This is a genomic window from Izhakiella capsodis (assembly GCF_900115045.1).
GTDB classification, from domain to species: Bacteria; Pseudomonadota; Gammaproteobacteria; order Enterobacterales; family Enterobacteriaceae; genus Izhakiella; species Izhakiella capsodis.
On the sequence record NZ_FOVC01000003.1, the window covers coordinates 249,204 to 275,767 of the forward strand.

23 protein-coding genes and 2 pseudogenes are annotated in these 26,564 nt (G+C 49.6%); 8 read left to right on the forward strand and 17 right to left on the reverse strand.

What is annotated here, in order from left to right:
• Positions 1 to 19: 19 nt before the first annotated feature.
• Entirely contained in the window at positions 20 to 2,851 is a 2,832-nt protein-coding gene (uvrA, locus tag BM191_RS07170) for an excinuclease ABC subunit UvrA (RefSeq protein WP_092876602.1), read from the forward strand.
• 335 nt (positions 2,852 to 3,186) lie between these two features.
• The gene (locus tag BM191_RS07175; protein ID WP_092876604.1) at positions 3,187 to 4,248 is read left to right on the forward strand and encodes an NAD(P)-dependent alcohol dehydrogenase; all 1,062 of its coding nucleotides are present in this window, start codon (positions 3,187 to 3,189) and stop codon (positions 4,246 to 4,248) included.
• 133 nt (positions 4,249 to 4,381) lie between these two features.
• Here the strand turns inward: BM191_RS07175 and BM191_RS07180 are convergent, their stop codons facing one another.
• The gene (locus tag BM191_RS07180; RefSeq protein ID WP_092876606.1) at positions 4,382 to 4,726 is read right to left on the reverse strand and encodes a hypothetical protein; all 345 of its coding nucleotides are present in this window, start codon (positions 4,724 to 4,726) and stop codon (positions 4,382 to 4,384) included.
• Between the two features lie 62 nt (positions 4,727 to 4,788).
• Here BM191_RS07180 and BM191_RS07185 point away from each other — a divergent pair, with 62 nt between their 5' ends.
• A complete protein-coding gene (locus tag BM191_RS07185; protein ID WP_092876608.1) occupies positions 4,789 to 4,968 on the forward strand; it encodes a hypothetical protein in 180 nt (59 codons plus the stop codon).
• A gap of 862 nt (positions 4,969 to 5,830) precedes the next feature.
• Here the strand turns inward: BM191_RS07185 and BM191_RS07190 are convergent.
• From BM191_RS07190 to dnaB, 10 genes and pseudogenes are all read right to left on the reverse strand, one after another.
• On the reverse strand, positions 5,831 to 6,697 hold the full coding sequence (locus BM191_RS07190; protein WP_407927865.1) for a fimbrial protein: 867 nt from the start codon (positions 6,695 to 6,697) through the stop codon (positions 5,831 to 5,833).
• Between the two features lie 91 nt (positions 6,698 to 6,788).
• Positions 6,789 to 7,283 (reverse strand): type 1 fimbrial minor subunit FimG, encoded by a 495-nt coding sequence (fimG, locus tag BM191_RS07195; protein WP_230479543.1) that lies wholly within the window; start codon positions 7,281 to 7,283, stop codon positions 6,789 to 6,791.
• Positions 7,284 to 7,304: 21 nt separating this feature from the next.
• Entirely contained in the window at positions 7,305 to 7,829 is a 525-nt protein-coding gene (gene fimF / locus BM191_RS07200; protein ID WP_092876614.1) for a type 1 fimbrial adaptor subunit FimF, read from the reverse strand.
• 21 nt (positions 7,830 to 7,850) lie between these two features.
• Entirely contained in the window at positions 7,851 to 10,442 is a 2,592-nt protein-coding gene (locus tag BM191_RS07205; protein WP_092876616.1) for a fimbrial biogenesis usher protein, read from the reverse strand.
• Between the two features lie 118 nt (positions 10,443 to 10,560).
• Complete coding sequence (locus BM191_RS07210; RefSeq protein WP_230479537.1) at positions 10,561 to 11,232, reverse strand: fimbria/pilus periplasmic chaperone; 672 nt, start codon at positions 11,230 to 11,232, stop codon at positions 10,561 to 10,563.
• A gap of 125 nt (positions 11,233 to 11,357) precedes the next feature.
• Positions 11,358 to 11,894: pseudogene (locus tag BM191_RS07215) on the reverse strand (fimbrial protein).
• A 69-nt stretch (positions 11,895 to 11,963) separates the two neighbouring features.
• Entirely contained in the window at positions 11,964 to 12,518 is a 555-nt protein-coding gene (gene fimA, locus BM191_RS07220; RefSeq protein ID WP_092876618.1) for a type 1 fimbrial major subunit FimA, read from the reverse strand.
• 1,439 nt (positions 12,519 to 13,957) lie between these two features.
• Positions 13,958 to 14,374, reverse strand: coding sequence for a secondary thiamine-phosphate synthase enzyme YjbQ (locus BM191_RS07230; RefSeq protein ID WP_092876623.1), 417 nt, complete (start codon positions 14,372 to 14,374; stop codon positions 13,958 to 13,960).
• Positions 14,375 to 14,475: 101 nt separating this feature from the next.
• Positions 14,476 to 15,669: an amino acid aminotransferase gene (locus tag BM191_RS07235; RefSeq protein ID WP_092876625.1), complete on the reverse strand. Its 1,194-nt coding sequence runs from the start codon at positions 15,667 to 15,669 to the stop codon at positions 14,476 to 14,478.
• A 94-nt stretch (positions 15,670 to 15,763) separates the two neighbouring features.
• Complete coding sequence (gene dnaB / locus BM191_RS07240) at positions 15,764 to 17,173, reverse strand: replicative DNA helicase (RefSeq protein ID WP_092876773.1); 1,410 nt, start codon at positions 17,171 to 17,173, stop codon at positions 15,764 to 15,766.
• Between the two features lie 99 nt (positions 17,174 to 17,272).
• Here dnaB and BM191_RS07245 point away from each other — a divergent pair, with 99 nt between their 5' ends.
• Positions 17,273 to 18,253: a quinone oxidoreductase gene (locus BM191_RS07245; protein ID WP_092876627.1), complete on the forward strand. Its 981-nt coding sequence runs from the start codon at positions 17,273 to 17,275 to the stop codon at positions 18,251 to 18,253.
• Between the two features lie 581 nt (positions 18,254 to 18,834).
• Here BM191_RS07245 and dusA read toward each other — a convergent pair.
• Positions 18,835 to 19,836 (reverse strand): tRNA dihydrouridine(20/20a) synthase DusA, encoded by a 1,002-nt coding sequence (gene dusA / locus BM191_RS07255; RefSeq protein ID WP_092876631.1) that lies wholly within the window; start codon positions 19,834 to 19,836, stop codon positions 18,835 to 18,837.
• 115 nt (positions 19,837 to 19,951) lie between these two features.
• Between dusA and BM191_RS07260 the strand changes: the two are divergent.
• The 4 genes and pseudogenes from BM191_RS07260 (at position 19,952) to BM191_RS07275 (ending at position 22,734) form a co-directional block, all read left to right on the forward strand.
• Positions 19,952 to 21,035 (forward strand): annotated as a pseudogene (locus BM191_RS07260) (tyrosine-type recombinase/integrase).
• Between the two features lie 107 nt (positions 21,036 to 21,142).
• Complete coding sequence (locus tag BM191_RS07265) at positions 21,143 to 21,319, forward strand: type II toxin-antitoxin system HicA family toxin (protein WP_092876633.1); 177 nt, start codon at positions 21,143 to 21,145, stop codon at positions 21,317 to 21,319.
• An 18-nt stretch (positions 21,320 to 21,337) separates the two neighbouring features.
• Positions 21,338 to 21,730, forward strand: a complete 393-nt coding sequence (locus BM191_RS07270; protein WP_230479546.1) for a type II toxin-antitoxin system HicB family antitoxin — start codon at positions 21,338 to 21,340, stop codon at positions 21,728 to 21,730.
• A gap of 41 nt (positions 21,731 to 21,771) precedes the next feature.
• On the forward strand, positions 21,772 to 22,734 hold the full coding sequence (locus BM191_RS07275; protein WP_177203306.1) for a glycosyltransferase family 2 protein: 963 nt from the start codon (positions 21,772 to 21,774) through the stop codon (positions 22,732 to 22,734).
• Positions 22,735 to 22,755: 21 nt separating this feature from the next.
• Here the strand turns inward: BM191_RS07275 and BM191_RS07280 are convergent, their stop codons facing one another.
• From BM191_RS07280 to BM191_RS07300, 5 genes are read right to left on the reverse strand one after another with little or no spacing between them, the layout of a single operon-like run.
• Complete coding sequence (locus BM191_RS07280) at positions 22,756 to 23,694, reverse strand: phage baseplate protein (protein WP_092876637.1); 939 nt, start codon at positions 23,692 to 23,694, stop codon at positions 22,756 to 22,758.
• Positions 23,695 to 23,697: 3 nt separating this feature from the next.
• Positions 23,698 to 24,351 carry a DUF2612 domain-containing protein gene (locus BM191_RS07285; protein ID WP_092876640.1) on the reverse strand — a complete coding sequence of 218 codons (654 nt, stop codon included), beginning with the start codon at positions 24,349 to 24,351 and terminating at the stop codon, positions 23,698 to 23,700.
• Positions 24,348 to 25,535, reverse strand: a complete 1,188-nt coding sequence (locus BM191_RS07290; RefSeq protein ID WP_092876642.1) for a baseplate J/gp47 family protein — start codon at positions 25,533 to 25,535, stop codon at positions 24,348 to 24,350. The genes BM191_RS07285 and BM191_RS07290 overlap by 4 nt, the downstream gene beginning before the upstream one ends.
• Positions 25,528 to 25,872 (reverse strand): hypothetical protein, encoded by a 345-nt coding sequence (locus BM191_RS07295; protein ID WP_092876644.1) that lies wholly within the window; start codon positions 25,870 to 25,872, stop codon positions 25,528 to 25,530. The genes BM191_RS07290 and BM191_RS07295 overlap by 8 nt, the downstream gene beginning before the upstream one ends.
• Entirely contained in the window at positions 25,869 to 26,561 is a 693-nt protein-coding gene (locus BM191_RS07300) for a Gp138 family membrane-puncturing spike protein (protein WP_092876647.1), read from the reverse strand. The genes BM191_RS07295 and BM191_RS07300 overlap by 4 nt, the downstream gene beginning before the upstream one ends.
• Positions 26,562 to 26,564: the final 3 nt, after the last annotated feature.

Below are 26,564 nucleotides of genomic sequence, written 5' to 3' on the forward strand. Positions count from 1 at the left end.
TGTTAACCGGGAAAAGTGAATGGATAAGATAGAAGTTCGTGGTGCCCGCACCCATAACCTAAAGAATATCAACCTGACCATCCCGCGGGATAAACTCATTGTCGTGACCGGCCTTTCCGGTTCAGGCAAATCTTCGCTGGCGTTTGATACGCTGTATGCCGAAGGTCAGCGCCGCTATGTCGAATCGCTATCCGCCTATGCGCGTCAGTTTCTTTCATTGATGGAAAAACCCGATGTTGATCATATCGAAGGACTGTCGCCAGCAATTTCAATTGAACAAAAATCGACATCTCATAACCCGCGTTCAACGGTCGGTACCATCACCGAAATTCATGACTATCTGCGCCTGTTGTTTGCCCGCGTCGGCGAACCACGCTGCCCCGATCACGATGTGCCTCTGACTGCACAAACCGTCAGTCAGATGGTGGACAATGTGCTTTCTCAGCCAGAGGACACCCGCCTGATGCTGCTGGCACCCGTGGTCCGAGACCGTAAAGGCGAGCACACTAAAACGCTGGAAAACCTCGCAACTCAGGGTTATATCCGCGCTCGTATCGATGGTGAAGTTTGTGATCTTTCCGATCCGCCCAAGCTGGAGCTACAAAAAAAACACACTATTGAGGTCGTGGTCGACCGTTTTAAAGTCCGTGCCGATCTGGCTCAGCGGCTGGCGGAATCGTTTGAGACCACGCTGGAGCTTTCCGGCGGAACTGCCATAGTCGCCGATATGGATAACCCTAAGGCTGAAGAGCTACTGTTCTCGGCCAACTTCGCCTGCCCGGTTTGTGGTTACAGCATGAACGAGCTGGAGCCGCGCCTGTTCTCATTTAACAATCCGGCGGGTGCCTGTCCTACCTGCGACGGCCTCGGCGTACAGCAATATTTTGATCCGGAGCGCGTCATACAAAACCAAGAGCTATCTCTGGCTGGTGGTGCCATTCGCGGCTGGGATCGCCGTAACTTCTACTATTTTCAGATGCTGCGCTCGCTGGCGGATCACTATCATTTTGACGTTGACGCGCCGTTTGAATCGCTGAAAGAAAACGTTAAAAAAGTGATTCTTTACGGCTCTGGTAAAGAGTCTATCGAGTTTAAGTACATTAACGATCGTGGCGACAGTTCCGTGCGCCGTCACGCTTTTGAAGGCGTGCTGCACAACATGGAGCGCCGGTACAAAGAAACCGAATCTAATGCGGTACGTGAAGAGTTAGCGAAATTTATTAGCAACCGCTCCTGTACCAGCTGTCACGGAACGCGTTTACGGCGCGAAGCGCGCCACGTTTTCGTGGAAAATACCACGCTGCCGACCATCTCAGATATGAGTATCGGTCATGCGATGACGTTTTTTCAAAACATTAAACTCAACGGGCAACGTGCAAAAATTGCTGAAAAAGTGCTTAAAGAAATCGGCGACCGGCTGCGCTTTCTGGTCAATGTTGGCCTGAACTATCTGTCGATGTCGCGCTCGGCGGAAACCCTCTCCGGCGGAGAGGCACAGCGTATCCGCCTTGCCAGCCAGATTGGCGCAGGTCTGGTGGGCGTAATGTACGTACTGGATGAACCCTCAATAGGGCTGCATCAGCGCGACAACGAGCGTCTGCTCGAGACCCTAATCCACCTGCGCAACCTTGGTAATACCGTGATCGTCGTTGAGCACGATGAAGATGCCATTCGCGCGGCAGACCATGTTATCGACATTGGCCCCGGAGCCGGCGTTCACGGCGGAGAAATCGTCGCGGAAGGCACCGTAGACGAAATCATGGCGGTTGAAAACTCACTGACCGGCCTGTATCTGAGCGGCAAGCGTGCAATTGAAGTGCCAAATGAACGGATTAAAGCCGATGCGTCTAAGGTGCTAAAGCTGGTGGGAGCCAGCGGCAACAATCTTAAAGACGTAACGCTGACGCTGCCGGTGGGCCTGTTCACTTGCATCACAGGGGTTTCAGGTTCCGGCAAATCAACGCTGATTAACGATACCCTGTTCCCGGTGGCACAACGCGTGCTTAACGGCGCAACCGTGGCTGAGTCAGCGCCTTATCGTGCAGTGAGCGGCCTCGATCACTTCGATAAGGTGATCGACATTGATCAAAGTCCAATTGGCCGAACTCCGCGCTCTAACCCGGCAACCTACACCGGGATTTTCACACCGGTGCGCGAGCTGTTTTCCGGCGTGCCGGAGTCGCGCTCACGCGGTTATACCCCCGGACGCTTTAGCTTTAACGTCCGAGGCGGCCGCTGTGAAGCCTGCCAGGGCGATGGGGTGATCAAGGTGGAAATGCACTTTCTACCGGATATCTACGTTCCCTGCGATCACTGTAAAGGCAAGCGCTATAACCGCGAAACACTAGAAATCAAATACAAAGGTAAAAGCATTCACGAGGTGCTGGAAATGACCATCGAAGAAGCCCGTGAATTCTTTGATGCTGTCCCTGCGTTGGCGCGTAAGCTGCAGACGCTGATCGACGTTGGTCTGTCTTATATCCGCCTGGGGCAGTCAGCAACTACCCTTTCCGGTGGAGAAGCGCAGCGCGTTAAGCTGGCACGCGAATTATCGAAACGCGGTACCGGTCAGACGCTCTATATTCTTGATGAGCCCACAACTGGTTTGCACTTTGCCGATATTCAGCAGCTGCTGGCCGTACTGCACCAGCTACGCGATCAGGGGAATACCATCGTGGTGATTGAGCACAACCTCGACGTGATTAAAACCGCTGACTGGATTGTTGATCTCGGCCCGGAAGGCGGCAGTGGCGGCGGTGAAATACTGATTTCAGGTACGCCCGAAACGGTAGCCGATTGCGAAAAATCGCATACCGCGCGTTTTCTGAAACCGATGCTCCAACCGCGTTGAGATCCAACGGCGGGCGGTCATAACAATGCCGCCCCGCCGTTAAGAGTTTTGTACAAACGTGTTATTTTGCCATGATGTAATCACATGATAAAAAATCTTTTTTTACTCCACCTTATTGGAACCCGCTAAATTCTTGCAGAATCAGGCAAGATTTAAACAGCTTCTGGTATACCCCCTTCGCGCTCTGACGACTATGCTTACTGTTCTTCGATGGGGTCTGCGTTTTCAGGTGCGCTTTGCTCCGCTTCCCATCACGCTCGCCGCCAGTGATCCAAGGTCTTTGGCTGGTGGGATATATCTCAACGTCACTTCTTAACGTTTAATCTGGAGAAATCATGAAGATAACCCATGCTTATGCCGCTCAGGACGCAAAAGCAAAACTGGCTCCTTTTGCGTTTCAGCCGCGTGAACTACGTGCGAAGGATGTGCTGATCGAAATTTTGTTTTGCGGCGTCTGCCATTCCGATCTACACCAGGCAAGAAACGAATGGCATAACACTGTTTTTCCGGTGGTTCCAGGCCATGAAATCGTCGGGCGCGTTACAGCCGTTGGCTCACAGGCTGGCAAATATAAGAAAGGCGATATCGTTGGCGTCGGCTGCCTGGTTGACTCCTGCCGTAGCTGCCCCAGCTGCCAGGAAGGGCTGGAGCAATACTGTGAGAACGGCTTCGTCGGCACTTATAACGGCACTGACCGCTTCGATGGCAGCAACACTTATGGCGGCTATTCCAGCCAGATCGTAGTCCATGAGGACTTCGTGCTGCGCGTACCGGAAAATCTCGAGCTGGCAGGCGTTGCTCCGCTGCTTTGCGCCGGGATCACCACCTACTCGCCGTTACGCCACTGGAAAGTTGGCCCAGGGCATAAAGTCGGTATCGTTGGCCTGGGTGGACTTGGCCACATGGGCGTTAAGCTGGCACATGCAATGGGTGCTAAAGTCGTGCTGTTCACCACCTCAACGTCAAAAGTAGAAGATGGTAAGCGTCTTGGTGCAGACGAAGTGGTTATTTCTAAAGATGCCGATCAGATGGCGCAGCACACCAACAGCTTTGATTTTATCCTTAACACGGTCGCCGCCCAGCACGATCTGGACCAGTTCATCACCCTGCTGAAGCGCGACGGCACCATGACGCTGGTCGGCGTACCTGAACATAGTCACCCGTCACCGGCAGTGTCCAATTTGATCTTTAAGCGTCGTTCAATCGCCGGTTCGTTGATCGGTGGTATTGCCGAGACTCAGGAAATGCTCGATTTTTGTGGTAAGCATGGCCTCACCTCAGACATCGAGCTGATCGACATGGACTACATCAATGACGCCTACGAGCGTATGCTGAAAAGCGACGTGAAATATCGCTTTGTTATTGATATCAAATCGATGCGTGATCAGAAAGCTTGATAACCGGTGGACCGGTAACCCGGTCCACCTTATCTACAGGGCACGAGGATAATTAACTCCCTAAAGCCGCATTTTACCGCAACATGCTGAAAAAATAACTTTTCCCTCCCATGCAGCTGCAGAGTACCGCTATTTAGTCCGGTACCAACACGCCGCTGGATGCACCATTATTTCGAACGACCTGAAGGTGTTTACCCATCTCTCGTGTGACAGTCAGATCGCCACTGGCACGAATCACTCTGCGGACTATCTGACCGACTATCAGCATTCTCAATATTATGCGCCCGAACGGCACAGGATAGTTGGCAAAAGAATCGGTGCGGACTGAAGCCTGGGCGAGCTGACGCAGGATACTTCTGTGAAAGCCATACTGACCTGTGATAGTGTCCTGGATTATGGCTTTATGCTCATACACGCCATATCCACCACTCAGGGCTTTCTTGCCGCACTGCCAGACAGTAACAACGCTATTACTCATCTGTCGGTTTATGAAGTATGGCTACCATTCCCCCTGTCGGCGGAGATGTATGCAGGTTTGCGATGATCACACAGAGCGCCTGGCTGTCGAAAGCGAGTCAGGCGCAGAAAAACTTTGTCTCTCAGTATGCTAATGCCTATTCTCTTTACCGTTTAATCGGCACTCATTACCAACACTGCCGAACTGATAAACGTGCCTTTGCTGACTTCAGCCCCTGGTATTTTCACCCGCAAGAAATTTAGTCGAGTGGCGCCTAATCCGTTTAGCTGCTGCGTGTGAATGCTATCGCCAGGCTTGATTTGATGATTTTCTTAATATATTTCAATGCCAGGATACTGATTAAGGGTCATTATCGCCGCATTGGAGAAAGGCTAAACATCAGCAGATAACGTGATGTTGACAGGCATACAGATCGGGGTTTACAGAAATAATGAACACTGCCCTGACGCTGATAGCGACTTTGCGTTGCCGGCACGTACAGACGTCATGCGGGAATTTGCCCGAAGTCATTATCAATATTTTTGCCCTCGTTAATAGCGCGAGTTCAGGAAGTAAAAATGGAATCATTGCCAGCAATGATCACCCACGTAAAATCACGTGGTTTGTCAGGCGCTGATCCTCCCAGGTAATGCGCATATTTATGACGCCGGATAGTAGTAGCTCTCACTACGGGATATTCGCGTCAGAGAGCCAGAGGTTGCGGATACCTTATAAAAATCTCTCAACGGTAAATTATTCCAGTTGGTATCGCCGCCTCTCGCCTCTGGGCAGATAAAATATTTGGGTATAGGGTATGGTATTGAACACTCCCCGCATAAGAGCCCCAACGATCGGGCTGCAAATAGCCACCTTCCCTGGTGAAAACGTGAAGGCACTATGTAGCGGTGTCGATCCCCCGAAATATTGAAACGGTTCGTCACCATGCATCCATAAACTCGAAATTGCTTTTCTATACCCTCTCACCGACGCGAAGCACTCACCATTCGCTACCATCGCCTCGAAGCTTTAGGTTTCAAAGATTGCGTTATGTGTCGCCTGAAAATGACGTGCACATGTATCGCGTTTGAAGCAAAACCGATTAACCTGATAACACCCTAAACAGCACTACTCGTAAACGAACGTCACTCCAATGATAGACTGGACATTACCTGCTACAACCTGCCCCGTGGTTCGCGCGTAGGAAGCCGTCAGGCCCAAGCTGACAGGACTAGTACCGACCGTACCGAGAGACACATTTTTATTGGCTGCTAGTACACCATTTCGGGAAGACAACTGTACACCAATGCCGGTAGCTGGATTGGATGATGACGTATTGGTAAATATGGTGCTGGCCGTATCAGCCGTTGTGCCGGTCAGATAATAAGCCAGCTGTTGGTGTTGTCCGCAATGGACAGTCAGCGGTACAGTAGCCGTGCCGGGGTAATCAGGTAGAGTCACTGTCACGTTGCGCGATGACACGTCGCAGCCACCAGTGGGAACAACGACAGAGTTAAGGGCATATATATACCATACATACGTATTAAAATCACCATAGTTGTTCGTTTGAGACATATTCAATTTTGCAATCAAACTTCCTCCCTGTATAGCAACACCGCTTCCTGCATTTCCAAGAGCAGTTAGGTATAGCTTAGTTGGCCATGGAGTAAGGGTACGAGATCTGTATGTTAACTTTATTGTCTCGCTAGTAGTAGGAAATGGGTACGTTCTATCAGAGTAGGCGATACTTCCTTTAAAGTTCTCTAATGCACCACCATAAGCAGAGCCACTCATTAAAGATACATAATCGATATATGTATCTGGATAATCATTGCGGCAGGAAATTTGAGTAGATAAATCAACCACAAGGTTTTGTCCTACGCCAACTGAAGGGGCTAGAGTTACATACACATCGGCGCTACCTCCACCAATTGGAATTTCAGCCCCAGCAGCAGTCCGACATGCAAAAGCATCAGCGCCGGATGAGTAGGCCATCAGGCATACAGAAGCCACGAGGGCAGCAACTTCTTTTTTCTTCAATACTTTCTTTAGTTTTGAAACCAGTGTCATGACGTGACTCCTCAATTTAGGCGTAGGTGTACGTGACATTAATCACGGCCTGAATACTGCCTTGTTTCGGGTTACCTTTTACTGATAACACACGAACCTGTAATGGCAGACTCGCTGACTGTGTGGAATCATCAACCTGAACCGCCTTGGTTTTTCCGTTGTTCAGGTTATTGCCACTGGTGTCCTGCAGTTCCAGTTGAAGATTGGTTGCCCCACCTTGGTTTTTGTAATATCCCGTGTTGTCCGTTGTCCCCGTGAACTTGGCCGTGACTCGCGAGGTACCTATTGGACAATTGGTCAAATTCAGCGTTACCGGATGCCAGGCAGAGCCCGAACCGGGCTGTGTAAAATTGAAAGAAAAAAGGTCACCCAAGTTCACCGTTACCGATGGCGTGGATACGGTGCAGGGCTTTGCCACTACGCGTCCGTTGACCGTAATGGTCACGTCAGCTGCATGCACGGCGAATGTTGTAGTAAAGAGCAACGCCCCTGCCAGCATAATGTTCTTCATAATGATCATCTTCAGACTTCCTTACTGAAACTCTAAGGTGAAATTGGCCGTCGCTGTCACTGTTCCTGCCATCACGGGAGCGCGCGTTGCCATTAAGCGGGCATAAAAGCCCAGCGTATTGGGCTGGCCCGCCGTCAGCGTCATCCACTTCAGGGAATCCTGAGCCGCATTTAATGGAATCGGAGTCTGGTCACGATCCAGTATTTGCACCCCAATACCGCTTGCGGCGTTTGTTCCAGCATCAATCTTTAACAGGGTAGTGTTGTCGCTGTCAGAGGTTCCGACATACCCCACGCGAACTGCCGTCACGGAACTGCCGCACTTGTCGAAGACAATCTTGAAAGGTATGGATGGTGTGACGGTCCCAACCCGGTTGAATTGCTTGGCCGCAGTGCTCAGCAAATCCACCGTAAAATCCTGCGAGTCAACAGATACCGAGCAGGCATTGTCTTTTAAATAACCTGTGATGGTGATAGTACTGTCAGCCGCATGGACATATCCGGCAGCAAACGGCAATAAACACAGGATTAGAAAATATTTTTTCATTGCGTTTTCATCTCTTACTCATCATCGGCAAATGGCAGAGGCATAGCTCAGCGCCTGGTTTTGACTGTCAGCCGGCAAACTGTACGTCGCCGTGCAGCGCTCATTTTCGCTATCACCCCACTTCACGTTGAGGGTACCTTTTGGCGCAAGACCGGTAAGGTAAACCTGCCCGCCATCTGCCACGATGCTGCCTGACTGACCATCTCCGTAAGAGACTACAGAGCCGAACGGCACTGGCTTGCCGTTGTTTGTCAATGTCATAAGCACCTTCAGCCCGACTTTGGCCTTGAAGTCCGCACGCACGACGGCACCCCGTGTAGGGACGACGCTTAATACCGGATCCTCCAGCTCGACGTTATTCGCCAGTGTATTCGTGTTCAACGATATCCGATTCTCACGGTACTCCATCGCATAAGGGAGAACGGCATAACCGCGCCAGTCTGTACGCACCCCTGTTTGATTCTCGACAGAAACGTGTTTCGCACCCGGCGCCTTGATAAGCACCACGGTGTCATTGAGTAGCTGGCTAAAGGTGATGCCATTTCTGTGGGCAAGTACACCACCACTGGCACCATAGTAAAGCTGCTTATAGTCACCGCTGTAGCTGTAACCGAGGTTGACGTTGCCGTAAGCGCCGAGGTAATTCAGCGTGGCGTTGCCCGTTGCGCCGCTGTTGCCATTACCACCGCTGTTATAGCCCGATTGCACGCTATAACTAAGGTTGTTGTCTTCCAGAAGCGTCCCGTAAAGGCCGGCCGTATTTGTCGTTCGTCCCTTTAAATCTGTCGACGTGTTGTAACTGGCAATAGCATTTCGGAATACTGACGGGGTATCGGAGCGCATCCAGTGGCTAAGTGGAATATTCATGTTGAAAGCAAGAAGTTGGTCTTTAACGTCGGACCAGGCATATTTGGACAGACTGTAACTCAGGCTCCAGCTGATATCCTGAATGGTGCTGTTATAACCAATCTGCAGCTGTTCATCATAACGGCTGGTATTCCAGTAGCTTTGATGACTGCCAGTCAGGTATATCGTTGATGTCCGTCCTACCTGTTGCGTCACCGTCGCCTGCAGGCGACCGCGCTTGATGTAATTCAGATTGTAATAATCCGTCAGCTTTGGTTTGAGATTCACGATCCCGTCCTCACTAATCACGGAGTAACCGCTCATACGCCGCCACGCGGTGTCGGCCAGAGAATAGAAGCCCCGGGTAGAATAACGATATCCGACCAGCTGGAAATTAGTCCCTAACTCATTGAGCGATTTGCTATAGAGAAAACGCAGAGATTGTCCCTGGTGCTTGCTGCCATCAGACAAGGTAGCATTCGCCTGCGTAATATCGGCGGATATCGCCCCGAGGTAGCCCAGGTTCTTCCCCACACCGAGGTTAAAGGCACGATAGTTGTTTGAGGCACGTGTGCCACCATAGAGCGTCCAGCCTTTCGGCAATCCCCAAAGCGCCGTTCCCTGTAAAAACTTCGGCATGTCTTGTTGTTCATTACCACTGCGGTATTGTCCCGCAGCCACCGCGTACTTCACATGCCCTTCACGCTGCAACATCGGGACGGATGAGAAGGGAACGGTAAAGACCTGAACGGAACCATCCGCCTCTTTCACCGTCACCTGTAGATCGCCACTGTTTCCTGCCGCATAAAGGTCATCGATAGTGAATGCGCCGGCGGGTACCGTGGTCTGATATATTTCATATCCGTTCTGCTTGACCGATACGCGTGCGGTACCACGTGCTATTCCATGTATAACGGGAGCAAAGCCGCGTTGACTGTCGGGCAGCATATTATCGTCTGAGGCAACCTGAAGGCCGCGGAAGTTGATACCTTCAAAGATATCACCGGCCGTAAAGCCGTCACCCATAGTAAGCCGACTGAGCCAGGGTACAATCTCACGTTCAAGCCAGGTATTGACATGTTGCCAGCGATTTTCGTTATATCCCGTGCCGCTACTGTAACTCCAGGTTGAGTTATCCCGCAGGCGCCATGCCCCCAGGTTGAGACCCGTTTTCAGATTGAGATAAGAATAATTGCGGGTGCCGCCATTGCGACTGCGCACTTCACTGCCGGTATAGTTGTAATTGAGCAAACCGGCCGTAATACCATTATCCCACAGCTCGGGGGCGATGTACCCTCTTGCCTGGTTGCCCATGAAGGCTTGAGGAATACTGATGGAAAGACGTTGTCGTCCGACATCAAATGAACTTGAGGCATCAGCAATAATTCGTGTAAAGGGTACGCATGCCGTGCTCTTCATGGCGGCAATATCCGGAATGGTCAGGGTATTAACGCCAAGTGAAGCCAGTTGAGAGCGAGTGAGACACGGCTCCAACTTCGTACCGTCATCACTTTTATCGAAGGTGATGTCTCGCGTCGTCACGTAACCCCCATTCAAATAAATGTCGACACGATAGGTACCCGGCGGCGCATCAAGTCCCTTTTCGAAACTGGACAGATCGGCAACTGAGTCCGGGTCGTCAGACAGGAACCGGGGATTGAAGTATTTGTCTGCACGCACGGAAAATGTCGAAACCACCAAGAGCAATACCAACGGCGTAAGCATTGCTTTATTTAGCGCCCGCTCTTGGATGTTGTGTCTATTCATGTTATCCGTGCCTGCTCCATAAACCAGGTAGACTTGCCGCTATCGCACACCGTCTTCAATGCCGGTCCTACGCTACCTGCGTTGTTGAATCCATTGTGTTAGTGAATAACTCAGGTCATTACTGCAAAGTGCCTTTCATCACAGATGTGAGCGCACCGTAATCATTAATCGTGCGATACGTGATCACACTGCCAACATCGCCTGGCAGTTTCACCGTTGCCGCTCCCATAGGTGGGACCATGACATTGGCTAAAACACGTGTGCCGGCTTTTAATTCTGTGACGGTCAGAAAATAGGGGGTTGGATTATTCAGTACCAGTGTGTTCGCGTCGCGTTTAAACGTCAGTTTTGCGGGGGCTTGATCAGGCGCCATACTGAGATTTTGTGGGCGATACAACAATTTGATTCGGCTCGTTATCGACAGTTGAAGCGTATTTTCTTTCTGTTTTTCTTTGTCCAGAGAAGGAATGGCTTTGACGTTGACCCAGAAAAGACTTTCGCGGTCTTTAGGCAAGGCGTTATTAGTTGCATCGATAATACGCAGCGTATTTTCTTTTTTCCCCTGCATGAGAAACAATGGCGGAGTAATAACGAACCGGCCTTCTTTTTGACCATTATCGTTCTCGATCCAGGATTGTATGAGAAAGGTGTCTTTATCATTATTATTGCTCACACCCACAGTGACCTGTTTCTGCCCTGCCGGATAAATAACGCGTGTTGCCCCGAGAGCCACGCCCGCTTCAGCATGCGAAGTAAAAAATAAGACTGCCAAAGCCAGCAGTGAACCCATGACTTTTCCGGTCGTTTTCATTTTAATCACGTTAACCTCTTGGGGCGGATAACCGCCGTTTTATCCTTTTGCGCGAGCTAATCTCATCTGAGATAAAAGTGTCATACGCGAAGACAAAAGTTTTATTAGTATGTCAAAGAGAACCAAGCCTGGTCATTTGCAGCACCACCGATAACCGTATTGCCGGTTGCCCGATATTTGGCAACAAATTACAAGATACGCGTTCCTTTAGTCAGCGGTTTCCAGGTTTTAAGTTCAGCATTGATGGGTATGAGTTTCCCCTGTTCATCGAACAGGCCGATGCCGATGTCAGACGCAGTCCGCTCGCCTTCACCAATCGACAGAACATCAGGTTTTTTCCCATCGGCTACGCCATAAAAGACGATACCGATGCGATCGCTGACATTAGGATTACAACCCTGGAGATGCAAACTGAATGGCATCGGTTCGGCTTCATTCCCTGAATCCTCGAAGCGATTACTGCTGAACAGTTCCATGCGAACAACTGGCTGCCTGTCACCCGCTTCAACCATACAGGCTTCAGCGATGAGCTCTCCCTGAGAGTGCAACTGCCCCACAGGTAATTTGTGATCCCACTTGTTGCAGGCGATAGACAGAGGAGCAATGAAAAGTTGGAAAAGTTTCAGTCTGACTTCGGACATCGATTATTCCCTTTTCGATAGCTGAAATCAGGCCTCCCTGGCCTGATTAAGCATCCTTGCAAACCAGTATTACTGATACTGAACCTTAAAGTTGGCGTTCGCGTTGGCAGCACCAGGGGTGGCAGCACCGGTGGCGATATAACGCGCCTGGAATGGCAACGTATTGTTACCGTCAAACAGGGTGGCGGCAGTACTGTAGTCAGTACCGTTGAATGCCAGCGCTTTACCTGCACTATCCAGAACCTGCACACCCACGTTGGTAGCGACGCCCTCAGAAGAGCCCTCCAGAGCAAGAGCAGTTGGGTTCTCAGCATTGACAGTGACACCAGAGAATGCAATGGACGCTTTGGTGGCAACGGTGGTATCGCAATCGTCCAGCTGAATGTTGAAGCCTACAGCGGAGCTGGTTTTGCCTACCGCGCTCAGTGTGGTACTTTTGACTTGGCCCAGCTGGACGGTTTGGTCTATAGAACCGGCGTCAACGGCGCAGGCAGCGTTAACAACTTCACCCTTAAAGTGAACGGTACCACCGTTAACGGTGACGGGAGTAGTTTCTGCATGAGCCAGGCTGGCAGTCATCACAGAGGCAGCAATCAGGGTATTTATAAAACGGATCTTACGCATAAGTTTAAACTCCATGTTTTAGATAGGAAAAGTCCAATAATTGGCGTAACAATTTGATTCACATGAATCAGATTTTCCAGTTTCTCTTCAGCGTGTTTTTGAGCAAAATAGAGGATGGAAAGTCAAAAACAAATTAAATTGTTTATATGTTTTTTGAGTATGCTTATCGTCACGTCAATTTATTCCCTTGTTGAATCAAAATGCTTACGTCCACGGAACTTATCAGTCGAATAACACGACAGCATATCAACCGCGCGGGAATACGCAGCTTTGTCGACGTTAATCGCACATATTTTACCAGTAATAGCACCGGTAAAGTTAATCGTGCAACCGGCGGAACTGTCTTCAGCAAAATCTGCAGGCATAGTGACAACCCACTGATAACGCTCCAATAAATTTATTCAGTACATTTATAACTCCTTTTCATTTGAAATAGTCAATAGAGAACTGGTATCCATATGATAATAAATGATGGCTACCTTATCGTGTCAGAGCGTTATATTTAGCGAGCGACAACACTGCGTCATCATGTATCGTGACAACATATCTATTGTATATATTCAGTTGCGCAGCAGCACTTCGCGAAATGTATACTTTCTAAGTAGATACAACCTCGTTTTCCACAGCGGAACCAAATAAATTAAATATTTAACCAGCCAATTACTTACTTAACTAAGCATTCAATCAAAAAATAACGTTGAATGATTAACTACACCATTAAAATGCTGAGATAAAACTGTACTAACTAAGCGCAGATACATTCACCAGGAAATACCCCACAATTATACATACCCCAAAGATTAATAAAAATTAATTCCATCTATTATTAAGATAAACAATACCTAAACTCCAACTAGTTGAAAAATCGTTATTAACCATCGTAAATTAATTTATTGATAGCTTTAAACTATTGTTTAGACAAAAATCGATCGCTAAATTAAATCAATAAAACTTAACAATCCATCTTAATACTCACACTAAAAAGTTATTAAATCACAATCTTAAATTGATAATTAGCTAAAAAATATAGATATAATAATATTTTAATAAAAATCTCCAGAGGATTTCTTAAACAAATTGATAAATAAAATGCGAGTTTATAAGAATAATCCTGATACATGAAAAGTTAGTGTATAAATCCCCTTTAGAAACACTCACGAATAGCCACGCGCAAAAAGCACGTTATGCCCGAATTATTAATTTCTGTATGGGCTTTTACATACGCAGTCTTTTCTGCGTAGCTGCCATACTCGTCAAGTACCTGCTGGCAGCACTTTTATCGTCTCAGCAGGATGGCGGAGGTTATGAAGGGGTATCCCATTCAGATTAATGGCCGGTGATATCATCCAGTCATCTTTCACGATGAACTCAGGCCGTTATACGAAGAGGATCGCGTAATTCAGACAGGTAAAAACAAAAATAGAGACGCTTTATGGGTTTTATTCACCTTGTAGTGTTACAACGAGACGCCTTGCACCGCCACGAATACGATGTTCGCCCAGCCAGATGCCCTGCCAGGTTCCCAGTAGCAAGCGCCCCTTACTTACCGGCAGCATCAGCGATACACCAAGAGTGGAAGACTTAACATGGGCGGGCATATCATCCGCGCCTTCATAATCATGCCGCCAGAGTACATCCTCCGGCACAGAGCGCATGAAATGCTGCCCCATATCGTAACGTACCGTCGGATCGCAATTTTCATTGAGCGTCAGCGAAGCCGAAGTATGTAAAAGCAGCAGATGAAGCAGACCCGTTTCTACCTGAGATAAAGCGCTAACCTGGTGGACGATTTCATCCGTTACCAGATGAAAACCACGTGACTTTTCCGTTAAGGAGAATGTTTGCTGATACCACATGATGATTGCCTTTTGTTAGATATTAGCGATAAGCCCGTACACCGTCAGCTGAATAAAAAACAGGGCACGCATTTGCCCTGCTAAGATGTGCGACCAGGGAGTTACATAACAGCGGCAAAAGCTTCCGCGACCTGATTAACATTTCGGCTGCTAAGACCGGCAACGCACATCCTGCCGCTCGCAATCAGATAGACGCCAAACTCCTCGCGCAAACGCTCGACTTGCTGCGCACTGAGTCCGGTAAAACTGAACATGCCGCGCTGAGTAAGCAAATAATCAAAGTTTTTACTGGGCAACGCGGCCGTCAGCGCCGAAACCAGCGCCTGACGCATTTTAAGAATACGCCGGCGCATTGACTCAACCTCCTCCAGCCAGTTTGCCTTAAGTTCCGGGTCATTCAGCACGCAGGAAACGACCTGAGCGCCGAAGTCCGGCGGGCTAGAGTAGTTTCGGCGTACCGTGGCCTTGAGTTGCCCCAGTACCCGCGCCGCTTCTTCTGCGCTTTCACAGACCACGGATAATCCGCCAACGCGCTCGCCATACAACGAGAAAATTTTTGAAAAAGAGTTGCTGACCAGCGCCGGTAAACCTGCGGCGGTCATCGCCCGAATTGCGTAGGCATCCTCCTCCATTCCTGCGCCGAACCCCTGATAGGCGATATCCATAAACGGGATCAGATCGCGCGCTTTCAGCACCTCGATCGTTTCATCCCATTGCGCATTGTTTAAATCAGCCCCTGTAGGGTTATGGCAGCATGGGTGCAACAACACCACGCTTTTCGCCGGCAGCGCACTCAGCGCCGCAATAAAAGCGGAGAAGTTAACACCGTGAGTTTGTGTGTCATACCAGGGATAAGTGTTAACCTGAAATCCTGCACCGGCAAAAATCGCCACGTGATTTTCCCAAGTCGGATCGCTAACCCAGACCTGAGAGTCAGGAAAATAACGTTTAATGAAATCTGCCCCCACCTTTAACGCTCCGGAGCCGCCCAGGGTCTGCACTGTCGCCACTCTCTCATCGGCTAAAGCGCAACTGTCAGCGCCAAATAGCAGTGGCGCCAGGCTGCTGCGGTATGCAGCCAGACCTTCGATTGGCAGATAAACTGATGCACTTTGCGGCCGGGCATTCAGGCGAGCTTTAGCCTTAATGACAGCGTCCGGTTGAGGAATAACACCCTGTTCGTTGTAATACAGGCCGATGCTCAAATTCACCTTATGCAGGCGTTCGTCCTGATTGTACTTTTCCATTAAAGAGAGAATCGGATCGCCAGCGTAGGCGTCAACGTATTGGAACATGGTGCAGATCTCCATATTGCGTGGGTTGCAGGCTCTGTCGGCAGGCAGAGGTAGGTGCGGTCGGGCCGCCAGATGCCAGCCTGACGCCAGAAAATTACTCTTCGTCGTAAACAGGCCCGGCGTAGTTATCAAATCGTGACCACTGACCATTAAAGGTAAGACGGACGCTACCGATCGGTCCGTTACGCTGTTTACCGATAATTATCTCAGCAATCCCCTTGAGATCGCTGTTTTCGTGATAGACCTCGTCGCGATAGATAAACATGATAAGGTCAGCGTCCTGTTCAATAGAGCCAGATTCACGCAAATCCGAGTTAACCGGGCGTTTATCGGCGCGTTGTTCCAGCGATCGGTTCAGCTGCGACAGCGCAACCACCGGAATGTTTAGCTCTTTCGCCAGTGCTTTTAACGAACGTGAAATCTCAGCGATTTCCAGCGTACGGTTATCGGAGAGCGAAGGTACACGCATGAGTTGCAGATAATCGATCATGATCATGCTAAGTCCACCGCATTCACGATAAACACGGCGCGCGCGCGAACGTACTTCGGTCGGCGTCAGGCCGGAGGAATCATCGATGAACATATTTTCCTTTTCCAGCAAAATGCCCATAGTGCTGGAGATACGCGCCCAATCCTCATCATCAAGCTGGCCGGTACGGATCCGGGTTTGGTCAACGCGTGATAGCGAGGCCAGCATACGCATCATCAGCTGTTCACCGGGCATTTCAAGGCTGAAAATCAGTACCGGTTTTTCCTGAAGCATCGCCGCGTTTTCGCACAGGTTCATGGCGAACGTGGTTTTACCCATTGAAGGACGCGCCGCAACGATAATCAGATCGGATCGCTGCAAACCCGCCGTCTTTTTATTCAGGTCCTGGTAGCCGGTATCCACCCCGGTAACACCGTCATGTGGCGTCTGATAAAGTGATTCAATCCGTGAGATGGTCGCTTCGAGAATCTGATCAACGCTTTTAGGGCCGTCATCTTTGTTCGCGCGCTTTTCAGCAATTTTAAATACGTTGGACTCCGCGAAGTCAAGCAGGTCCTCGCTTGATCGCCCTTGAGGATCATAACCCGCATCGGCTATTTCATTAGCTACCGAGATCATTTCGCGCACGACTGCGCGCTCACGCACAATGTCGGCGTAGGCGTTGATATTCGCCGCGCTTGGGGTATTTTTCGACAGCTCAGCCAAATAGGCGAAGCCACCGACCATGTCAAGTTCACCCCTGGTTTCGAGAGACTCGGAAAGCGTAATCAGATCGATGGGCTGACTGGCTTCCAGCAGGCGCTGCATTTCACTGAAAATTAAACGGTGAGGGCGGCTGAAAAAATCATCCGTCACTACCCGCTCTGATACGCTGTCCCAACGTTCATTATCAAGCATTAACCCACCGAGCACCGACTGTTCCGCCTCCAGCGAATGGGGCGGCAGCTTCAGCCCTTCAACCTGCCGATCGCGCGGCTGCTCGTTAAATTTGTTGGTGGATTTATTTCCTGCCATAGTGAATGCATTACCAAAAATCGAATGGATGACGCGCAAGTTTACCCTTTAAGCAAGCTGACGTCTCCCCCCAGCCCCGACTAATCAAAAGGCATAACCATGGCAAAACAGATTCAGTTTTCCCGCAATGGCGGACCGGAAGTACTGGAAATTCAGGAATTTACTCCACAAGATCCAGGTGTCGGCGAAGTACAAGTTGAAAACAAAGCGATTGGCATTAACTACATCGATACCTACATACGCAGTGGGCTTTACCCCACTGCGTTACCTTCCGGACTGGGTACAGAAGCCGCCGGGGTAGTGATTAAAACAGGCGCTGGCGTGACGGGAATTAAGGTCAACGACCGTGTGGTATACGCCCAGTCGAAACCGGGCGCTTACAGCACGTTACATAACGTTGCCGCAGAAAAAGTGGTCCAGTTGCCTACGGCCATCAGTTTTGAACAGGCAGCGGCCGCTTTTCTCAAAGGTCTGACGGTGCATTATTTGCTACGTCAGACCTATGAAATACAACCTGAAGAAACGTTCCTGTTTCACGCCGCGTCTGGTGGTGTCGGGCTGATCGCCTGTCAGTGGGCAAAAGCGTTGGGCGCGCGGTTAATCGGCACCGTCGGTTCAGCGGAAAAAGCGCAACGAGCGAAAGCGGCCGGAGCCTGGGCAGCGATCAATTATCGCCATGAAAATGTGGTGCAGCGCGTTGCCGAACTCACTAATAATAAAAAAGTCCGCGTGGTTTATGACTCCGTGGGTAAAGATACCTGGGAGGCGTCACTGGACTGCCTTCAACCGCGCGGATTGATGGTCAGCTACGGTAACAGCTCTGGCCCGGTCACCGGCGTTAACCTGGCGATCCTCAACCAGAAAGGTTCGCTGTACGTTACCCGCCCCTCCCTGGACGGCTATATTACCTGTCACGATGAGCTGGTTACTGCCAGCAACGAACTGTTTGCACTGATTGCCTGTGGGGCAATCAATGTCGATGTGCCGGAGAGGCAGAAATTTGATCTCAGCGAGGTACAAAAGGCACATGCCACGTTGGAAAGTCGGGCAACTCAAGGTTCCTGCCTGTTGATCCCATAAAAAAGGGCCTCCTGACGGAGGCCCTGCTTATTTTTTTAGTTCGTGCGGTATGTAGGGTACTGCGCGATGAATAGCTTCATTCTTTGCTATAAGTCAGCCTGACAGATTCCATAAGTAAAAAAAATGTTTATATGCAGAAAAAAGAAAAAAAATGCCGCTATGTGATCCCGCGCGCATGTTGCGACCCGATACTTCAATAATTTTTCGATTTGAGGCCAGTAATTCCGGTAACGCTTCCCGGCTCGTAGTTTAATGAGAGCACGCCATATCCAGGTAACGGCCAGCGTCATTAGCACCCAGGGAACCATTTTTACAACAAATACCCGCGCGCCGCTAAAAACATCAGAAAATGGCTGCCAGCAGCGCAAATAACACACCAAATAGCGATACGCCCATCAACACCAGCACGCCAAAAAAACCAGCACTAAAAGTATTTCCATTTCAGTTCTGCAAACAAGACTTGAAGAAGGGATTTCATCATACGTGCCAACGGTCAGGCCTGACTAACAGGCTGATTTACAGTGAGAGTGAACATCGACATGTCCAAAACACTGGCGGAAATAACGTGATAAAAGTGAGTTTTACACCCTATCCACCAGCGGCTGACGATCGGCCACCATCGACAGCGCCTTTTCCACGACCGAAACATCGGCTCCTGGTTTGTGTGCGTTTTCACTCAGATGACGACGCCACTGGCGCGCACCCGGTATCCCCTGAAACAGGCCCAGCATATGCCGGGTGATATGGCCAAGCCAGGTCCCCCGGCTCAGCTCGCACTCAATATAGGGAAACATTGCGCGCACCACATCCAAAGGGTTGACGGCCGGAGAATCATCGCCAAACAGGGCGCTATCGACACCGGCCAGCAGTCCCGGATTCTGATAAGCCTCGCGACCGATCATCACACCATCAAGCTGTTGCAAATGACGCTGTGCTTCCTGAAGGCTTTTGATACCGCCATTAATTGCTATCGTCAAATGGGGAAAGTCGCGCTTTAGCTGATATACCCGTGGATAATCCAGCGGCGGGATCTCGCGATTCTCTTTGGGACTGAGGCCGGAGAGCCAGGCCTTACGCGCGTGAATAATAAAAGTATCGCACTCACCGTGACCGGCGACAGTGTCAATAAAATCGCAGAGAAATTCGTAGCTATCCTGCTCATCAATGCCAATGCGGGTTTTAACCGTAACCGGGATGGATACTTTATCACGCATGGCTTTCATGCAGTCCGCCACCAGCACCGCCTCGGCCATCAGGCAGGCTCCAAAGCGACCATTTTGCACACGGTCAGAGGGGCAACCGACGTTAAGATTAATTTGATGATAACCACGCAGTTCGGCCAGATGGGCGCATTGCGCAAGCGCGACTGGATCGCTACCACCAAGCTGTAATGCAACCGGCTGCTCCTGTTCATTCCACGCCAGATAATCGCCTTTACCGTGGATAATCGCTCCCGTCGTCACCATTTCACTGTACAACAACGCCTGGCGGGTCAGCTGACGATGAAAATAACGACAGTGGCGATCGGTCCAGTCAAGCATCGGTGCCACGCTGAATCGTTGAGAGGTGAATTTTGGCATCATGCCGCGAGTTACGCTGCTCTGGTGCGGGTTGGGAGATTCTCTATTTTCGTGCATTTTTTATCTTAATGTCGCTTTTTATGGGCCCCCAGCAGCCCCCCTTATTTTAGGGAGCTGAATGGAAAGTGCGGCCTACTATAGCATAGAAAAACACCAAACCGCCGACGGAACGTTACCTTACAGTTACTTCGTGGCGTGATAGAAGGTGGGTAAGAGATCTGCCGGCAGAACCGGACATTCAGTAAACAGGATCGTGCAAAAACATGGGGTGCTGGCAGGGTTGCTGAGCTGGAAACAAATGGGGTGCCGACTGCCAACGACTCAAACAAAATGGCCGTTGGCGATCTGCTAAGACGCTACATCAATGATCCCAGCCTCGGCGGCAAAGCCGGGCACACTAAACGCTATGTACATGATAATTTGCTGGACTGCGATATAGCCAAAATCCCCCTCACAGACCTCTTGACCAGCCACGTTATTGAGCATTGCCGCCAAAGATGCGGCGCTGGTGCAGGCCCTTCCACTGTTAACCACGATGTGAGTTATCTTTCTTCCGTTCTGGCGTCTGCCAAACCTGTCTATGGTATCGACTACACAACCAACCCCGCAACCGATGCAAGACCGTTACTGCTCCAGATGGGGCTGATTGGCAAATCCAAGCGCAGCCGCCGCCCGGTTAGCGATGAACTGGATAGATTGCTGGCAGGGCTTGAGTCCAGAAGCGAACACATCGCGGCAAAAATCCCCTTCGTAGATATTCTGAACTTTTCGATTCTCAGTTGTATGGGGGTGGGCGAAGTGTGCAAAATCCGTTGGGAAGACTTGGACGAAAAGCAAAAGGCCGTACTGGTCAGAGACAGAAAAGATCCGCGCAAAAAAACAGGTAACCATATGCTGGTTCCGCTGCTCGGCGAAGCCTGGGACATAGTGCAACGCCAGCCCAAAACCAGCGCGTTGATTTTCCCCTACAATTCCCTTTCCGTAACGGCGGATTTTCAACGCGTCAGGAACTCACTAAGCATTGAGGATCTGCGATTTCACGATCTGCGCCGTGAGGGCGCCAGCAGACTTTTGAGGCAGGTTTTAGCATTGAAGAAGTTGCTCAGGTTACCGGCCGTCGCTCGCTGAATGTTTTATGGCAGGTTTATACGGAGCTATACCCCAAATCCCTGCTTGAAAAATTCGAATCCATCTGTAAATGATAACCCCTATAACCCTAAAATACCTGACCTTCAATACACCCAAGGTTATTATAACCCCATCAAATCAACACAGAGAGTCGGAGGATGGTTAGCAGAATGCAGCAGCAATGATAGAGGCCGATGGGTGGTATGTGGTGAGAGTTAAAGGCAGCCATCACCAGTTCAAACACCCAACGAAAAAAGGGTGGATAACGGTAAAACATCCACAAAATGACATACCGCTACCAACACTGAAAAGCATCAAAAAACAGGCTGTGCTTAAGCCCCATCTACTGGAGGTTTAAATGTGATACCCTGTTGCTATTGATATAGGCGATTCATCCTTCGGCGTTCGCGTACCCGATATTCAAGGCTGCTTCTCTGGCGGCGACAACTCTCAGGATGCGATTGAGAGCGTGCGTGAAGCTATCGATGCTCATATAGAATTACTGGTGGAAAATGGCGAAGCGGTGCCGGAAGCCACCAGCGTGGAAAACTGGCTGGCCGATCCCGATTATGCGGGTGTGTTGTGGGCGCTGTTTGATGTGGACGTTACACGGTTGATGGGTAAAGTGGAAAAAATCAATGTCACGCTCCCCTCGTTGTTAATCCGCCGTATCGATCAGTTTGTCGCTGCACACCCTGAGTACGGTAGCCGTTCCGGCTTCCTGTCCCGTGTGGCGGCTGATAAAGTGATTGGACGCGAAAAACGTTAAGCCTCGCAAGGGGCTTTTATTATAAAAGAAGGATTAACGATTTGGAAACATTATTAAGCGTTATAATACCCTGCTATAATAGTTCACAATACATTGAAGAAAGCCTGACATCCGTTTTGGACTATATGCCAATAACATGCGAACTTATTATCGTTAACGATGGTTCAACAGATGATACGTTGGAAAAAATCAAAATAATATCTGAAAAACATCCAACTAAAAGAATAAAAACATTGACACAAGAAAACTTGGGGGTGTCCGCCGCTCGGAATAACGGCATTAATGCCAGTACGGGAAAATATATTGCTTTCTTAGATTCTGATGATTACTATTATCCACTTTTTTGGGAGTTATTCCCTAATATATTAGAATATTCCGATTATGATATATACGAATTTAACGCATGTCAATTTAACATTGCTGACAACAAAAATAAGACACTCAATATCGTTAGCTTTGACAATGAAGTATGTTTCAATAATGTAAGCCAGCGAACCCCGGCATTCAGAAATTCACAGTGGTTTCCATGGGCAAGGGTTTACAACGCCAACCTATTTAAATCGCATAAAATTAAATTCCCTGAAAACTACCATTACGAAGACATGTATACCATTCCACAAGTATATTTAGCTTCAAAATCTGTATTTCCAATTAAAAATAATCTTGTTTATTATCGTACAAATGAAAGCAGCATAAGCCAAACATTTAGAAAAAAGGACATCTTAGACTTAATTTGCATACTTGAAAAATATAAAAGCCTGTCAATGGCTACAGATAAGTATCAAGATATAAGAAAGGTACTTTATCCAGCAGCCAAAAGAATTTTTGATTTAATAAAATACCTAATGATAAGCCGTAAAAACTTTGATGTCGGGATTGTTAACATCATCAGATTGCAAAAAGTATTGATTTACTTCTCACAGGAGTTTCCTTCACATAAGAGACTTGCGATATATTTATTCCCATTATATTTTAAACTCATCCTGTCCTTTAGAAAAAAATAGGCATTCTAAGATGCCTGAATTTTATGCGCTACGGTACCAGCCCATTAACTTAATAAATGCGTTGGTTACTGACATTGCCGAATCTGATCCAGCATTTGCTGTTGTGCCCGAGACAGAATGAGAATGAGCTCCAATACCCACTGTATGTCCATGCATACCTATATAAACATTGTGAATATGATTTCCTGAAGATCCTGATGTAAGTGTCCCATCCACATGTGTCGCGCTCCTTGCGTCACAGGACCCTGTCCCATAGGCCTGTGCCGTACCAGCACTTACTGTATGTGTATGCTGCCCCTGCGTATCAGTCTGTTTTATTCCGTGATCAAATGTACTCGTCCCTTTAGTCCCATAATCAAAACTACTGGTATTAGCCGAAAAAGTATGCGCGTGCGCTGGCAAATTATCTACCGCCAGGGTTACCGAATCAGCCCCCCCCGTGGTCATCACATCACTGCCGCTGGCGCTGGCCAGACGCACCGTGCGGTTCTCACCGATATATTTCCACGTTGTTCCCGGAAACAGCGTATTCGGATCTTTATTCTGCGCAAACCAGGTCACAATTCCGACCGGGTAAAGCATTTCAATGGGATCGACATCCGCTTTAAATTCGATCCATCCGCTACCTTTGCCGGGTTCCTCGTTATTATTTTCTATCTTCGATTGCCACAGCTTTGCGCCATAGTAAGCCTGTGACCGCATTGCGTAAGGCTTACCGTCCTCAGACCAAACAGCGGCACCGAACGCCTGAACCTCTCCCACTGCCTCGGTAACATCGTGGAAAACCGCATTCATCTTCTCTCGCTCGATATCCTTCGCAGCCGGATCGGTCGTCTGGTCACGCTCATAATCATAGCCATAGCCCTGGGTGTAAGATACCGAGCCGTCAGTCTGCGTTTCAACAGGCACAACAGCCCTGTCACCCTGTGCAGCGAAGGGCGTTTTAAACATTTTTGTCATGGTTTAATTTCCGAAAGTATCTGTGAAGTTTTTACGTTTTTCGCCAACGCCAAATGCCGGGCGGGTGACAATACGATATTTAACCCCGACGCCCGAAGGTCGGGGGAGCAGATCGAAGTTATCCAGCAGCAGTCGTAATCCTTCATCAGGCTTAAAATCAAAGACATACCAGATATAAGACATATCGAGAGGATCGAGCACAACGACCTTACCGTTTCCATTACTGAAGTACCGCGCCAGGAATCGATTGATATTGGTTATCGTCGGACTCTGCGTTAGCGTGAAATAGCGCATTCTCACCAGCAGGCGCTTTTGCGCTGTGGTCAGCGTCAGCGTGTAATCGGCGTTGCGCCTGAAATTGGCTTTAAAATTGCGTTTATTAGCGCCGAAACCATAACCGATTTTATTTTTGTCGCTGGGAGGAACATCAATACCCAGCGGTACATCCAGAATGCGTCCCCATACCGCCAGACCAAAATCATTCGCGCTATCGATATTGAAGACATCGCGATACCAGTCGCGCCAGAACGCGACCGTTGACCGGTTGAAATACGCAGATTTACCGCGGGCCAGCGCGTTCAGCTTGTCCGCATTTTCATACTGCCACAGGATGGCTCTCAGCAGGTCTGAATGAAAATCGAAGGACTGTATTGTCATACGATAACCACCTGCACGGCGTTGCGCCGGAGTCTGGCAACCGCGTTTATCTGCACCGGGATCACGGCGGTGGACCAGCTCAGCCCATCGGTTGATAACTCGACCTTCAGCACAAACAATCGGGGTTCAGCCGCATTGACCGCCGCCGCAATTTCAAACGGCGAAACGTCACGCCCGACCGCCAGTCCTTCATCCAGGTTCGTTTCACCCGTTACCCACTTTTCAACAGCATTGGGGATCAGCGTCTGGGCGTCATAGGCACTTTTGCGCACCGTCACCCGACAGAGCAGATTAATTTCCTTTGGCCTGTCAAATTTAACGATATACACCTGACCGCTGTATGGCTCTGTTACCTCAACCGTTTCACTGCCGTTGTACGCCGCCCCGACGGTTTTGGTTCGTAGCAGGGCCGCAGCAATATCCTCACGCAACCCACCATCGACACAAACATAGATACTGTGTTTGACCAGCGTAACGCCATCAATCATCTGATCCGCATCGGTATAATTTTCACGATACGACAGCGATGCCACGCCCTCGATATCGTACAGCGCGGAAGTGATAGCCGACCCAATACTCACGGTATTTTTGGCAAGCGTGTTCCTGCGCCGCCGCCGGGTACGGATATCAGATTCCGCTACCCTGCCCGGCACCGCACCGGTTGGATTACTTACCTTTTCCCAGCCCAGAACCGAACTTGCCACCCGGACGAGTTCTCCGGCACCACAACCTACCGCGCCGGTTTCAACCGAGCGCATATCCCCTTGAGTGATCCCTTCATTACCAATAATCAGTACGCGTGTCGTTTCGAATGCATCACCTGCCGCGGTTGTGGCCAGAGAGCCTTTCGGGATAAGGGTTTGTGGGACGCCAGCAAACTCAACGTTGGCCAAAAAGGAAGGCGTGGCGGGCAATCGCTGCCCGCCCAATAGCGCCCAGATCGCATCAAGGAAGATCCCTCCGGCAATATCCGGGTTAATCTGGTTCGCCAGCTCTGCGTTATTGCGGACGATAGCATCCCGATTCTCCACTTCCATGGTTACCAGCACACCCTGCGGGGTTTCAGGCGACAGGTCGATTTCCTGACCAAACGCATCCCTGAACTCATTCTCAACCTGCTCACGCAGCGTGGAGGTGTCAGGGATAATCACGCCTGTGCTTGCTATAAACTGATAATCAGACATTGAAGGTTATACTCCCGTAGATAGTGCTGATCACCGCGGTGTAATGGAGCTGATTGTTTTCAACAGAGGCAGAAAAAGAATCGATCGCCAGAACCTGTGAAATCTCGCGCATACGCTCGCGGAACGCGGCTTCAAACATCGGTAAATCAGCATGACAACCAAAGGTGGTTTTCCAGTACGGCATCCCTTGATCCATGTTATGCAGCATCTCGCCCCGTAACGCTCTGGCAAAGTGCATGCAGCAGTTCTTCACCGCCGTTTCATCACGCACTAACGCCAGGTTGCCATCGTTTCCGAGGTAAATATCATTACCTTCGGTAACATCAAACGTCATCATACCGGCACCCCACTGCTGTCCGCCCCCGACTTAACACCGCCATGCAGGTGCTGAGCACCAATATTTTTACCGTTATGCCGCATCAGTCCACCGTTTGCGTCACTGTTACCGTGAGTCTGATGGTTGCCATTGACCGTCACGTTGCCATTAAAAATGCTCTCAGCGGCGTTCACTTCAAACATAGGTGTATTGAGCACCACCTGCCCATTGTGCAACGCCAGGCACACACTGCCATCCAGCGTCTGCACGACCAGTGCATCGATGTTTTTACCGTCCACCACCCAGCCTTTGATGCTGTCAGGAAAAAACATCGCATCACTGAACGATTTCAATCGGTGGGTGTTCGGCTCGTCCTGCTGGCCCCCGCGCTGAAAAATCAGACTGATATCGCGGTCATTGGCTTTCAGCCAGCCAAAATCCCCCGCTTTAAGCGGAACCCGGATAAAGAACCCCCCCCCGCCAAAACGGAAAACAGGAATATTATGAACCGGAGCACGGGGTATTCTCTGCCCTTCGGTTGACACCATCATCACCAGCGGCTTGACCACCGCGCGATTCGTGGCATCGTCATAACTGACCACGGTTGCGGGTAACATATCGTCGGTATTCATCATCAGGTTACGAAAAGCGCCCATAAGCTGCCCTGCCAGACTGGATTCACTGGCAATATCGTTATTCGGTTTATTCATTGG